Raw genomic sequence first — 13,821 nt, 5'->3', positions numbered from 1 at the left:
GCTACCGCCCCAGCGCACCGACGCGATCGCCCGCGTCCCCGCCGACCGTCGCCCAAGCCGATCCCGCGGCGCGGCCCGCCAGGAAATCGATCGTCGCGGCGGTGTCGAACGCCTCGGCGACATGGCGGATGCCGGCATCGTCGGCGCGGACGAACAGCGAATATTCGTTCTCGTACCAGTCGCCGCGGAAATGCGACCAGGCACGATAGGTGAAGCGCACCGCGCTACGGTGATCATCGCCCGCCTCGTCCAGAATCGTGACGGTGCAGTCGGGGCGGTGATGTTCGGTCCACACCTGCATGTTGAACGCGGCCACCGCCTCCACCCCCTCCAGCCGGGGCACGCCGAGCGAGGCGGAGATCAGCCAGACGACGTCGGGCGCGTAGAGCGACCGCATCGCCGCGGGATCGCCGAACCGCTCCGCCAGTTGGCGCGCCGGGGTCACGCGGCGGCCGCCCGGTAACGGACCGGCAGGCTCTTCAGCCCCGACACGAAGCTCGCCTCCACCCATTTCGGGTCGCCGGCCAGCTGGAAATCGTCGATCCGGCGCAGCATTTCGGTATAGAGGATGCGGATCTCCAGCTTCGCCAGCGCATTGCCAAGGCAGGTGTGCGGGCCATAGCCGAACGCCAGATGCTTGCGCGCATCGGGGCGGTCGACGCGGAATTCGAACGGCGCCTCGAATGCGGCCTCGTCACGATTGGCGGACGGGTAGCACATCATCAGATTGTCGCCGGCCCGGATCGTCTTGCCACCGAGCTCACACTCCTCCACGGCGGTGCGGAAAAAGTGCTTCACCGGCGTCGTCCAACGGATGAATTCATCCACCGCCTTGCCGATCAGCGCCGGGTCGGCACGCAGCTTCGCCATCTCCGCCGGGTTCTGGATCAGCGCCAGCAACCCGCCGGAGATCGACGAACTGGTCGTATCGTGCCCTGCGGCGGCAACGATCAAATAATAGGCGTTGCGCTCCGCCTCGCCGATCGGTTCGCCGTCGATGGTGGCATTGGCCAGGATCGTCGCGACGTCGTTGCGCGGGTTGCTGCGGCGATCCTGCGTGACCTTGCTGAAGTAATCGTTGAAAGCGTTGAAGGCGTCGACCATCCCGGCCATCCCCTCCACTCCGCCGACGGCGCCGAACAGCTTCTGCGACAGATGCAGCATCAGCGGCTCGTCCTCACGCGGGACGCCCAGCACGATCATGATCGTGCGCAGCGGGAACCATGCCGCGATCTCCGCCGCGAAATCGCATTCGCCGCCCATGTCGATCATCTTGTCAACGGTCTCGCGCGCCAGCGCGTTGATCTCGTCCTCCAGGCTCTTCAGGCTCTTGGCCCCGAACCACGCGGAGGTCAGCGCGCGATAGGCGCGATGCTTGGGGTCGTCCATCGCGACCAGATTCTCGGCGAACTTGCGACTGCCGGTCTGTTCGAAGAGCAGGTCCTCGTCCTTCGCCGTCACCAGGAACTGGCGCGGATCATTCAGGAAGTTCTTCGCGTTGATCTCCACCGCCATGATATCGGCGTGCCGCGTCACGGCCCAGAACGGCCGGTACAGTTCAGGCGTCGTATAATGGACGGGATCGTTGGCGCGCAACCAGCGAAACGCGTCGTGATAGCTGTGTTCGTCCCCATAGGTCCGGGGATCGACGATGATCTCGTCGATGTTGCGCGACAGCGTCTGTTCCACGCTTTGTCTCCTCTCCGCCTGGCGGGTTGCGCGGGTGCCGCCTGTGCGTCCAATCGGCATTATCAACCCATTCATCGCCGCTGCCGATCGCTCGCATCCTGCTGCACGCACGCGCGGACGGGCGCGCCGACACGCGCGCGCCGGTCCATCCGGTTGCTTGTGAGTGCCGGTGCGCCTAGGCGGCGTGTGCGGTGTGGATCGTTTGCGGCGTGGTGAATTCCAGCAGCCCCTCCAGCCCGTTCTCCACGCCGAAGCCTGACTGCTTGGCACCGGCGAAGGCGGCATAGGGCGTCAGGTTCTGCGCCGAATTGACCCACACCGTGCCCGTTTCCAGCCGCGCGGCGACGTCGGCGGCGCGTGCCGGGTCCGACGACCACACCGATCCCGCCAAGCCATATTCGGACACATTGGCGCGCGCGATCGCATCCTCCAGATCGTCGAACCGCAATAACGGCACGATCGGGCCGAATGCCTCCTCCTGCACCACGCGCGACTGTTCGGGCGGATTGTCGACGATTGTGGCGGGTACGAAGTAACCCGCGCCGTCCCATTCGCCGCCGCCGGTCAGGAACCGGTGCCCGGCATCGCGCGAATCGGTGACCAGCGCCTTGACCCGTTCGAACTGCTGGCGGTTCTGCACCGGTCCCAGCGTCACGCCCTGCGCGGTGCCGTCGCCCATCGCCACGTCGCGCGCGACGCGCACCAGCGCGGCGGCCAGCGCGTCATAGACCCTGGCGTCGACATAGATGCGCTTGGCCGCGACGCACACCTGCCCGCTGTTCTTGAACGCCGCCCAGAACAGCGGCTCCGCGATCGCATCGACATCCACGTCGTCCAGCACGATCGCGGCATCGTTGCCGCCCAACTCCAGCGTCAGCCGCTTCAGATTCGCCGCCGCGCTCGCCATCACGCGTCGCCCGGTCGCGGTCGATCCGGTGAAGCTGATCTTGTCGATCCCCGGATGCTCGGTCAGCCACGGCCCGAGCTGGTCGCCGCCGGTGACGATGTTGAGCACGCCCGCGGGCAGCTGGTCGCGCAGCAGCTCGGCCAGCCGCAGCGTCGCCAGCGGGGTGAACGGCGACGGCTTGAGCACCATCGTATTGCCGGTCAGCAGCGCAGGCCCGATCTTCCACAGCGCCAGCAGCACCGGGAAATTCCACGGCACGATCGCGCCGACCACTCCTAGCGGGACGTGCCGCGTCGTGCTGCGCTGCCCTGGCATCGCGTCGGTCACGGTGACGGGCAGCTCGTTCTTCGCCACCTCGCCGATCCACCACGCGCCCGCCTGGATCTCGCCCAGCGCATCGGCCAGCGGCTTGCCCTGTTCGGCGGTCAGCAGCCGCTGCAGTTCCTCGGCATGGGTCATCAGCGTCGCAGCGATCCGCCCCAGCGCCGCCTGGCGATCGGCATAGGGCGTGTCGCGCCATGCCGGATAGGCGGCACGCGCCGCGGCGACCGCTTCGTCCAGCTGCGCGCGCGAACAATCGGGAACCTGACCGATCACCTCCTCGGTCGCCGGATTGACGACGTCGATCCAGCGGTCGGCAACGGCAGCCTTGCCGTCGATGGTCATGGCCGGATGATAGGGTTCCATGTCGCGTCGCTCTCCTGCTCGGGCGGTCGGCATCGTCGCGCGCGGCAGCGGCCGGTTCGACGCTGCGCGTGCGCGTCGCATGGCTGCATCCGATCCTCTCGACCTGGCCGTCCCCGCCGGTTCGATCGCAGACTGAGACGCGGTCCCGCCGTCGTCAAATCAATCCTGCTTCGCCAGTCATCGCGGTTGCCGATCAATGGATCGGCGGGCCATTCATCGCGCGCGCCGATCGATCGCGGCGCAACGCCGATTGGACCGGCGCGTATCCCCGCATCTACCCCATCGGTCGCCGACACGACGAGAGATCGGCTGGGGAGAAGGACGACCATGGACTTGCGGCATGTCACCGGCAGGCGGGCGCGCTGATGCATCCGTCGATCCATGCGCAGACCGTGCCCGATCGCCCCGCCTATATCATGGCGCCCTCGGGTGAGACCGTCACCTATCGCCAACTGGACGAACGCTCCTCGCAAGGCGCGCACCTGTTGCGCGCGCTGGGGCTGCGGCGCGGCGACGGCATCGCGCTGATGCTGGAGAACGACGCCCGCTTCTTCGAGATCGTGTGGGCGGCGCAGCGCGCCGGGCTTTACTACACCTGCATCTCGACCCGGCTCGCCCCGCCGGAGATCGCCTTCATAGTCCGCGATTCGGGGTCGCGCGTGCTGGTGTCGACCGCCGCCGTCGCGCCCGAAATGAGCGATGCGGTGGAGATCGTCTTCGCCCCCGGCGCGCGCGATTTCGTGGGCGAGCGCGCGGCCTTCCCGACGCACCCGATCGCCGACGAGGCGCCGGGCATGGACATGCTCTATTCGTCCGGTACCACCGGCCAACCCAAGGGCATCCGCCCGCCGCTGCCCGAAGGGTCGCTGGACCAGTCCAATGCGCTGACCGAATTCGGGCGCACCACCTTCGGCATGGGGCCGGACATGACGTTCCTGTCGCCCGCGCCGCTCTATCATTCGGCGCCGCTGCGCTGGTGCATGGCGGTGCACAAGCTGGGCGGCACCGCCATCGTCATGGAGAAGTTCGACGCCGCCGCCGCGCTCGCGCTGATCGAGCGATATCGCGTCACCCATGCGCAGTTCGTGCCGACGCATTTCATTCGCATGCTCAAACTGCCCGAGGACGTGCGGGAGCGTCACGACCTGTCGTCGCTGCGCGTCGCCTATCATGCCGCCGCACCCTGCCCGGTCGACGTCAAGCAGGCGATGATCGCGTGGCTCGGCCCGATCGTCCATGAATTCTATGCCGGCACGGAGGCGAACGGCCTGACCACGATCGGGCCGCAGGAATGGCTGGAGCGTCCCGGCTCGGTCGGCCGCGCGGTGTGGGGGACGATTCGCATCTGCGACGAGGATGGCGAGCCGTTGCCGCCGGGCGAGACGGGCGCGATATACTTCGCGGACGGCCCGGCGTTCGAATATCACAACGATCCCGCCAAGACCGCCGCCAGTCGCAACCACCACGGCTGGACGACACTGGGCGATGTCGGCCATGTCGATGCCGACGGCTATCTCTACCTCACCGACCGACAAAGTTTCATGATCATCTCCGGCGGGGTGAACATCTACCCGCAGGAGATCGAGGATGCGATCGTGGCGCATCCCAAGGTGATGGACGTCGCGGTCATTGGCGCACCCGATGAGGAAATGGGCGAGCGGGTCGTCGCGGTGGTGCAGCCCGGCGACTGGGCGGATGCCGGGCCGGCGCTGGCCGCGGAGCTGACCGAGTGGCTGCAAGGGCGGATCGGCCGGATCAAGCAACCACGGCAGATCGACTTCGTACCGGAGCTGCCGCGCCATCCGACGGGCAAGCTGCTGAAACGGCTGGTCCGCGAACGCTACTGGCCCGCGCCTGCGGTCCGCGCCTAACGTCACATCTCCGTGCGGACGCGCCACAATTCCGGGAACAGCACCACGTCGAGCATCCGCCGCAGATAGGCGACGCCGGATGTGCCCCCGGTGCCGCGCTTCGATCCGATGATCCGTTCCACCGTGGTGGCGTGGTTGAACCGCCAGCGCCGGAAGTAATCCTCGAAATCGACCAGCTTCTCGGCCAGCTGATACAGGTCCCACTGCCCCGCGGGATCGGCATAGACGCGCGCCCAGGCCGCGACCAGCGCATCGCTGTCGGCGCGCGGCTGCGACAGGTCGGCGCGCTCCGCCTCCACCGCAAAGCCGCGCCGCGCCAGCAGCCGGATCGCTTCGTCATACAGGCTGGGACGCGCCAGGATCGCCCGCAGCCGCGCCTCCAGGTCGGGGCGATGCGCGTGCGGTTTCAACATCGCGGCGTTGCGATTGCCCGCGACGAATTCGACCGCGCGATACTGATACGACTGAAATCCCGACGACTGGCCGAGCGCGTCGCGGAACTCCGAATATTCCGACGGCGTCATCGTGCGCAGCACGTCCCACGCGCCGTTCAGCTGTTCGAAGATGCGCGCCACCCGCGTCAGCATTTTGAACGCCACGTCCAGCCGGTCGGTCGCGATCGCGGTGCAGGCCGCCTCCATCTCGTGCAGCGCCAGCTTGAGCCACAATTCGCTGGTCTGGTGCTGGACGATGAACAGCAGTTCGTCATGCGCCCGCGACAAGGGGCGCTGCGCGTCGAGGATCGTGTCGAGCGACAGATAGTCGCCATAGGACATGCGGCCGCGGAACGACATCTGCGCACCGTCGGCGGCCGGATCGGCCGGGGCGGGGTCAGGCGGGGTGCCCTCGTCGCTCACGTCACCGCCTGCCGCTGCTGGAAGCGCGCCTCGCGCCACGTCCCCTCGCGCATGATCTGCGCCAGCACCCCCGCGGCGCGCACCACTTCGTCCTCGCTCAGGTACAGCGGGGTGAAGCCGAAGCGCAGGATATCGGGCGCGCGCACGTCGCCGATCACGCCGCGGTCGATCAGCGCCGCCATCACCGGATAGGCCTGCGGATGGCGGAACGACACCTGGCTGCCGCGCCGGGCACCGTCGCGCGGGCTGGCCAGTTCCAGCGCCGGGCACTGCGCCTCCACCTCGGCGATGAAGCGTTCCGACAGCCGCAGCGATGCGGCGCGGACGTCGCGCATGTCGACCATGTCCCATACGTCAAGCGCCGCCTCCAGCGCGGCGAGCGCGATCACCGGCGGGGTGCCGACGCGCATCCGCTCGATCCCCGCGCCGGGGCGATAGGCCGCATCGAACGCGAACGGCGCCTCATGCCCCATCCATCCCGCCAGCGCCGGGCGCGCCACGCCGGCATGGCGCGGCGCGACATGGATGAACGCCGGCGCGCCCGGCCCGCCGTTGAGATATTTGTACGTGCACCCGACAGCAAAATCGGCGTCGGCACGCGTCACGTCGACCGGGATCGCGCCCGCCGAATGCGCCAGGTCCCAGATCGCCAGCGCGCCCGCATCATGCGCCGCGCGGGTCAGCGCGGCCATGTCGTGCAGGCGGCCGGTGCGGTAATCCACCTCGGTCAGCAGCGTCGCCGCGACCTCCTCGGTGATCGCGCCCGCGACCTCCTCCGGGGCGACGACGCGCAGTTCGTGCCCCTGCCCCAGCGTGTCGAGCAGCCCCTGCGCGATATACAGGTCGGTGGGAAAATTACCGCTGTCGGACAGGACGATGCGCCGTCCGGGCCGCAGCGCCAGCGCCGCGGCCAGCGCCTGATAGACCTTGATCGACAGCGTGTCGCCGACGACGACGCTGCCGCCCGGCGCACCGATCAGCCGCGCGATCCGGTCACCAACGCGCGCGGGCTGGGTCATCCAACCGGCATCGTTCCACGCGCGGATCAGCCGTTCGCCCCATTCGCCGCGGATCGTCCGTTCCACGCGCGCCGCCGCACCGCGCGGCAACACGCCCAGCGAATTGCCGTCGAGGTAGATCACCCCCTCCGGCAGGTCGAACGCCGCACGGGTCGCCGCGAAATCGGTCACGCCCCGGGCTCAGTCGCGATGCCGCGCCGCTCCTCGGTCAGGATCTGCCATCCGGTGATGAACAGCGCGGCGACCAGCGGGCCGACCACGATGCCGCTGAGTCCGAACATCTCGATCCCGCCCAGCGTCGTCACCAGCACCACCCAGTCGGGGATGCCGGTGTCACGGCCGACCAGGATCGGGCGCAGGATATTGTCGGCCAGCCCGATCACCAGCACGCCCGACACGATCACCACCACGCCCTGCCACACCCCGCCCGTCGCCAGCAGGTATACCGCCACCGGCACCCAGACGAGGCCCGGGCCAATCGCCGGCAGCAACGCCGCAACCGCCATCAGCAACCCCCACAGCAGCGCCGCCGGCACGCCCACGATCCAGAAGGTGATCGCCCCCAGCGCGCCCTGCACCAGCGCGACGATCACCGACCCCTTGATGGTCGCGCGCACCACCGCCACGAACTTGTCGACCAGCCGCACCGCAACGCCGCGCTCGACCGGCAGCGCGTCGCGTACCTGCGGCCCCAGCCGCTCGCCGTCACGCAGCAGGAAGAACGTCGCATACAGTCCGACGCCCAGCGCCAGCAGGAACGACAGGGTGTTGCGCCCGATCGACAGTGCCTGGTTGGCCAGCGTCTGCACGCTGTTGCTCGCCAGCTCCGACACCTGCGCCTGCGCGCGCTCGAACGTGCCGAACCCTGCATTGTCCAATGCGGTGCGCAGCCGCACCGGCAACGCATCGCGGATCTGGCGGAAATACTCGCCGAAGTCGATCTGCCCCGAACGCACCTTGGCATAAACGCCGATCGCCTGGTCGAGGATCAGGCTTCCCAGCAGGAACGCGGGCACCACCACCGCGACGGTGATGATCAGCAGCGTCAGCGCCGCCGCCGCGTTGCGCCGCCCGCCGATGCGCGGCAGCAGCCAGCGAAACAGCGACTGGAACAGGATCGCCGCCAGCGTCGCCCACAACAATGCGCCAGCAAAGCCTGACACGATCGTCGCCAGCCCGATCGTGATCAGCGCCAGGAACAGCAGGAATCCGCCCGTCTCCAGGCGACGTGGATCGATCATCGTGTTCGCTTACCCCCAAACAATCGCGCGATGAACCCGCGTCGCGCCGCGGCGGTTCCGGGCGGCCTCCTAACGCCGCGTTAACCATGCCATCCTACATCCCGACGACGATCATCGGTAAAGGTCCATCATGGCGGGCAGCCTCGACAGCGCATTGCACAAGGCGGCCCTCGCCGAAAAGCGCGGCGACATGGCCGAGGCCCGGCGCGTGCTGGACGCGGTGCTGGCGCGCTTCCCCGCCAACCGGCGCGCGCGCGTCGCCGCCGACCGGCTGGCACAGCGCGCGGCCGAGGCGGATGCCGCCCCGATCGCGGAGCTGTCGCGGCTCCACGCATTCTATGCCGCGGGCGATCATGCCGGCGCGGCGGCGGGCGCCCGCACGCTTGCGGCCGCCTTCCCGCGCGACGCGCGCGTCCATGCGCTGCTGGGCGGCGCGCTGCTGGCGGGGGACGATGCGCTGGCGGCGATCGCGGCGTTGCGTGCCGCGATCGCGCTCGCCCCGGCGGAGGGCGCCTATCACAGCAACCTGGGCGTCGCGCTGCGCCGTACCGGCCGCGCGGCGGAAGCGGAGGCGGCCTATCGCGCCGCGATCGCCGCCGCGCCCGATCATGCCGATGCGCATTTCAACCTCGCCAACCTGCTGGGCGCGGAGCGGCGGTTCGACGATGCCTTCGCCGCCTATGACCGCGCGCTGGCGCTGGCGCCGCGGCACGTCACCGCCTGGTACAATCGCGCCAACCTGCACCGCGCCGCGCGCGATGCGCCTGCGGCGCTGCGCTGCTATCTCGCGCTGCTCGACCTCGCGCCCGATCATGCCGACGGCCTCAACAACATGGGGTCGCTGTTGATCGAGCTGGATCGCCCGGCGGAGGCCCTCGCCGCCTGCCGCCGCGCGACGCAGGCCGCGCCCGGCAACCTCAAGGCGTGGCTCAACCTGGGGCAGGCCGCCGAAATGGCCGGCGCGCTGGACGAGGCGCAGGCCGCGCTGGCGCGCGCCACCGCGCTCGATCCCGACGATGCACACGCACGCGCGCACCTGCTGTTCCTGGAAGCCTATATGGCCGACTGGCGCGGGCGCGACACGTTCGCCGCGCTGCCGATCGCGATGGCCGCGGCGGACCGGGTGATCGAACCGTTCGTGGCGCTGCCGTTCGAGGACGATCCGGCGCGCCAGCTCGCCCGCGCGCGCGTCTATGCGCAGTCCAGCTTCGCGCGCACCGCACCGCCGCTGGTCCCCGCCGCACCGCGCGCCGATGCCCGGATCCGCATCGGCTATGTCTCCGCCGATTTCTACGACCATGCCACGCTCAACCTGATGGCCGGGCTGCTGCGCGAACACGACCGTTCGCGGTTCGAGGTTCGCGCCTACAACTACGGCCCCGGGGAGGGCAGCGCGGCGCGCGCGGCGATCCTCCCGCACCTCGACGCCTTCGTCGACGTGCGGGCTCTGGACGATGCCGCCGCGGTCGCGCGCATCCGCGACGATGCACTCGACATCGCGATCGACCTCAAGGGCTATACGAAGGGCGCACGCGCGCCGCTGTTCGTCGATCGCATCGCCCCGGTGCAGATCGGCTGGCTGGGCTATCCCGGATCGCTGGGCAGCGACGCGCTCGACTATATCATCGGGGACGCGGTGGTGATCCCGCCGGGCGCGGAGCGTGATTACAGCGAACAGGTGATCCGCCTGCCCGGCAGCTATCAGGCCAACGACGATCGCCGCGCGATCGCCGATGCCGCGCACACCAGCCGCGCCACGTTCGGGCTGCCGGACGAGGCGCTGGTGCTATGCTGCTTCAACCATCCGTACAAGATCGGCCCGCGCGAGTTCGACCTGTGGACGCGACTGCTCCATGCCGTCCCCGATGCAGTGCTGTGGCTGCTGCGCCCCAATCGCTGGGCGGAGGCGAACCTGCGGCGCGAGGCGGCGGCGCGCGGCATCGACCCGGGGCGGCTGGTCTTCGCCGACATGGTGCCGCATGCCGAGCATCTGGCGCGCCACGTCCACGCCGACCTGTTCCTCGATACCTTCGCGGTCAATGCGCACACCACCGCCAGCGACGCCTTCTGGGGCGGCGTGCCGGTACTCACGCTGGCCGGGCGGCAATTCGCCGCGCGCGTCGGCGCCAGCCTGGTGACCGCGATCGGCCTGCCCGAACTGGTCGCGCAGAGCGAGGCGGAATATGAGGCGATCGCGCTGGCGCTGGCCAACGACCGTGCGGCGCTGGCGGCGCTGCGCGCGCGGCTGGCGGCGAACCGGCTGGTAATGCCGCTGTTCGATACCGCGCGCCATGCCCGCGCGATCGAGGCCGCCTATGCCACCGCGCACCGCCGGCGGCTGGACGGGTCGCCGCCCGCCGCGTTCGACGTCGCGGGCTGATGCCGGCGGCTCAGGCCGCCAGCTGCATGTCCTGTTTCGACAGCAGCGCCAGCAGCGACGCACCGTCGAAGAACCACAATTGCTCCATCGTCAACGCGCGCGACCGGCGGATCGTCTGCGCGAACGTATAGGGTGTGTACCAGGCGAGGTGCCCGGGGTGGACCACCTCGACGAAGGTCTGGCGCTCGGCGCTATAATCGAACCGCTCACCACGGCACTGGAACACGTCGGGCACCGCCACGAAGAAGCACGGCGCGTCGATCGTTTCCAGCCGCGCCAGGAACGCCGCCGCATCGGGCACCTGCGCCATCATCGCGGGTGCGATCACCACGTCGTAGCGGCCGGCGATCTCGTCCCACTCCGTCACCAGCCGCCCCGCCGCATCGGGAGCCAGCCGCGTGAGCGCGGCAAGATCGGGGTCGTAACCGTCCAGCACCCCGCACGCCGGCGCCAGCTGGCGATACAGCGCGCCATCGTCGGCGGCACAGCCAATGTGCAGCACGCGCTTGCCCGCGCACATGTGCGCGAACACGTCGGCGGGCGGCAGCGTGGCGATCGCGCTGCTGACCGCGACGCGCTGCACCCACGGCGCGGCGTGACGCGATTCGAGCGGCGATACGGTATCGACCGCCGCCGCCGCGACGGGCACCGGCACGGGCGCTGGCGCGGCCACCGCCGTCGCTTCCGCGGTCACGTCGCTGGCGTGCAGCTGGTCGTAGACGCCGCGCGTCGATCCCCAGAATTGATGCGCATAGACCGGGTCGCGCCCCTGATACGCCAGGCCCGTGAAGTGCGTCGGGATGAAATAATGGCTGGGATAGATGCGCAGCGCGGAATAGGCGTAGCGGCGATAGCTGTCGGTCAGCCGCTGCGGCCCCACCGTCACCCACGCCATGTCCTCCACGACGCTGGGCATCGCGGCGATATCGTCGACGATCCGCTTCACGAACGGATTGGCCGGAACGCTGCCGAAATAGCCCGCCGCGATCAGCCCCGGCCGCGCGATCTCGTTCTCCCAGCAGGCGAACGCCTCGCAATCCAGCAGATGGTCGTCCAGCGCGCGCAGGCAGATGCTGTCGGCGTCGATCACGATCCCGCCGTGCGTGTGCAGGATTTCCCAGCGCATCATGTCCGCGACGCCGTTCAGCTCGCGCGCGCACATCGCGGCCATGTGGCGGCGGTTGACCCAGTCGGTGCCCTCCAGCTCGGCATTGCCCCACACGCGCACGTCCCAGTCGGGATGGAGCGCGCGCCAGGTGTCGATGCAATTGTCGGGACGGATCGTCTCGTCGCCCACCCAGATGAAGTGCAGGATCTTGGGTATCACATGCATCGTCCCATGAAGCGCGCCGGCCGCGTACGCGCGCATTCTGGGCGGATATGGTTAACACGCCGCTAAGGGCCGGCCTTTCGGTCAGGCGGCGACGACGTGCGCCAGCGGCAGCGGCGCGGGCCGCCCGATCAGATAGCCCTGCACCTCGTCGCACGCCCATTGCCGCAGCATCGCCAGCTGCGCCTCGGTCTCCACGCCCTCGGCCACCACGGGGATACCCAGGCTGCGGCCCAGCGCGATGACGCTGCGCACGATCGACGCCGACGGCGCATGGTCGGCCATCGACATGACGAAGCTGCGATCGACCTTCAGCTTGTCGAACCGGAATTCGCGCAGATTGCCCAGGCTGGAATAACCGGTGCCGAAATCGTCCATCACCACCCGCGCGCCGCGCGCCTGCAATTCGCGCAGCGTCGCCAGCACCGCCTCGCTGTTGTGACCCAGCAGCGTCGCGCTTTCGGTCACCTCGAATTCCAGCCGTTCCGGCGCGATGCCGTGGCGGCGGGCGGTCGCCAGCAGATAGCCGGCCAGCGCCGGTTCGCGGAACTGGATCGGCGACAGGTTGAGCGCGATCGACAGCGACGGGTCGACGCGCGCGATATGCGCCATCGCGCTGTCGGCGACCCAGCGGCCAATCGCCGCGATATCGCCGCTCGCCTCCGCCAGGGGCACGAACACGTCGGGGGCGATCTCGCCCAGCTCCGGGTGCGACCAGCGCAGCAGCGCCTCGTAACCCGTGGTGGCCAGCGTATGCGCATCGGCGATCGGCTGGAACAGCAGCCGCATCTCGCCGCGGTCGATCGCGCCGTCCAGGTCGCGGCCCAGCCGCCAACGCAGCCGCACTTCCTCCTTCAGCCGGTCGTCGAAGAAGCGCGCGGTGTTCCGCCCTTCGGACTTGGCGCGATACATCGCCATGTCGGCCAGGTTGTACAGCTCCTCGAAGTCTTGGTCGGGGCCGGAAACCGCGATGCCCACGCTCATCCGCAGCGTGATCTCTTCCTTGGCGGTTTCGGCCAGCGCAGCGAAGATCCGCTGCAACAGCGCCTCGGCCGCGCGCGGCTGCTGCGCGGCGGCCTGGATGATCGCGAATTCGTCGCCGCCCAGCCGCGCGACCAGATCGTCGCCGCGCGCCGCATCGCGCAGCAGCTGCGCCGCCCGCTTCAACGCGCGGTCGCCGCCGGCGTGGCCGAACCGGTCGTTGATCGCCTTGAAATCGTCCAGGTCGATCGCGAACACCGCCACCGTGTCCCCGGTGCGCGCGCTGCGCGCCAGCTCGTGCGCCAGCCGCTCCTCGAACAGCAGGCGGTTGGGCAGGCCGGTCATCACGTCATGATGCGCCAGGAACGCCACCCGCCGTTCCGCCCGCCGCCGCTCCTGCATCGCACGGCGATATTCGGCCAGCCCGCGCGCCAGTTCTCCCAGCTCGTCCGGGCGGTCCGCTCCGGGTACGTCCGCGCGCTCGTCCTGACCGGCGTTGAACTGGCGCAGCCGTTCGGCGATCGCCAGGATCGGGCGGATCACTGTCTGGCGCATCCATATCACCAGCAGCAGCAGCACCGCCAGCATCGCGGTTCCGCCGATCAGCACGTGCAGGCGGTTGCGCCGCACCTTGAAGGCGCTGCGCGCCACCGCATCGTCGATGCCGTGCGTCAGCGCGCGGCGCAAATCGGCGCGTACCTGCTCCAGCCGGTTCAGCGTGCCCAGGAATTGCGGCATCCGCCGCTTGATCGCGGCCGGATCCTGCTGCGCGGCGGCCAGCATCGCGGCGCCCTCCACCGCGAATTCGCGCGCGGCTGCGCCGCGTTCGGCCAGCAGCGGCGCGATATCGGCGGGCACG

General features: G+C 69.5%; 10 protein-coding genes. 2 read left to right on the top strand and 8 right to left on the bottom strand.

What is annotated here, in order from left to right; genetic code table 11:
* Position 1: 1 nt before the first annotated feature.
* The 3 genes from AX685_RS11285 to AX685_RS11275 form a co-directional block, all read right to left on the bottom strand.
* Positions 2–445 (bottom strand): nuclear transport factor 2 family protein, encoded by a 444-nt coding sequence (locus AX685_RS11285; protein WP_066488701.1) that lies wholly within the window; start codon positions 443–445, stop codon positions 2–4.
* A complete protein-coding gene (locus AX685_RS11280; RefSeq protein WP_231738810.1) occupies positions 442–1,689 on the bottom strand; it encodes a cytochrome P450 in 1,248 nt (415 codons plus the stop codon). The genes AX685_RS11285 and AX685_RS11280 overlap by 4 nt, the downstream gene beginning before the upstream one ends.
* A gap of 175 nt (positions 1,690–1,864) precedes the next feature.
* Positions 1,865–3,283: an aldehyde dehydrogenase family protein gene (locus tag AX685_RS11275; RefSeq protein ID WP_066488699.1), complete on the bottom strand. Its 1,419-nt coding sequence runs from the start codon at positions 3,281–3,283 to the stop codon at positions 1,865–1,867.
* Positions 3,284–3,648: 365 nt separating this feature from the next.
* On the opposite strand from AX685_RS11275, the gene AX685_RS11270 reads away from it, so the two are divergent.
* Positions 3,649–5,154 carry an acyl-CoA synthetase gene (locus AX685_RS11270; protein WP_066488741.1) on the top strand — a complete coding sequence of 502 codons (1,506 nt, stop codon included), beginning with the start codon at positions 3,649–3,651 and terminating at the stop codon, positions 5,152–5,154.
* A 2-nt stretch (positions 5,155–5,156) separates the two neighbouring features.
* On the opposite strand, the gene kynA is transcribed toward AX685_RS11270, so the two are convergent.
* Genes kynA through AX685_RS11255 form a run of 3 tightly spaced genes read right to left on the bottom strand, consistent with a single transcriptional unit; the run spans position 5,157 to position 8,271 of the window.
* Positions 5,157–6,011, bottom strand: a complete 855-nt coding sequence (gene kynA / locus AX685_RS11265; RefSeq protein ID WP_331710167.1) for a tryptophan 2,3-dioxygenase — start codon at positions 6,009–6,011, stop codon at positions 5,157–5,159.
* Positions 6,008–7,201: a kynureninase gene (gene kynU, locus AX685_RS11260; RefSeq protein ID WP_066488698.1), complete on the bottom strand. Its 1,194-nt coding sequence runs from the start codon at positions 7,199–7,201 to the stop codon at positions 6,008–6,010. Before kynU ends, kynA begins: the two co-directional genes overlap by 4 nt.
* Positions 7,198–8,271, bottom strand: coding sequence for an AI-2E family transporter (locus AX685_RS11255; RefSeq protein WP_066488697.1), 1,074 nt, complete (start codon positions 8,269–8,271; stop codon positions 7,198–7,200). Before AX685_RS11255 ends, kynU begins: the two co-directional genes overlap by 4 nt.
* A gap of 130 nt (positions 8,272–8,401) precedes the next feature.
* Here AX685_RS11255 and AX685_RS11250 point away from each other — a divergent pair, with 130 nt between their 5' ends.
* Positions 8,402–10,651, top strand: coding sequence for an O-linked N-acetylglucosamine transferase, SPINDLY family protein (locus AX685_RS11250; RefSeq protein WP_066488694.1), 2,250 nt, complete (start codon positions 8,402–8,404; stop codon positions 10,649–10,651).
* A 10-nt stretch (positions 10,652–10,661) separates the two neighbouring features.
* Here AX685_RS11250 and AX685_RS11245 read toward each other — a convergent pair whose 3' ends face one another.
* Complete coding sequence (locus tag AX685_RS11245; RefSeq protein ID WP_066488738.1) at positions 10,662–11,978, bottom strand: glycosyltransferase; 1,317 nt, start codon at positions 11,976–11,978, stop codon at positions 10,662–10,664.
* Positions 11,979–12,065: 87 nt separating this feature from the next.
* The coding region (locus AX685_RS11240) for a putative bifunctional diguanylate cyclase/phosphodiesterase (RefSeq protein WP_156445773.1) at positions 12,066–13,821 on the bottom strand (1,756 nt) is incomplete at its 5' end.

The organism is Sphingomonas sp. CCH9-F2 (genome assembly GCF_001556735.1).
In the GTDB taxonomy this organism is placed as follows: domain Bacteria; phylum Pseudomonadota; class Alphaproteobacteria; order Sphingomonadales; family Sphingomonadaceae; genus Sphingomonas; species Sphingomonas ginsenosidimutans.
The sequence above is the reverse complement of the archived record's forward strand: the minus strand, read 5'-3'. Positions and strand labels throughout refer to the sequence as shown.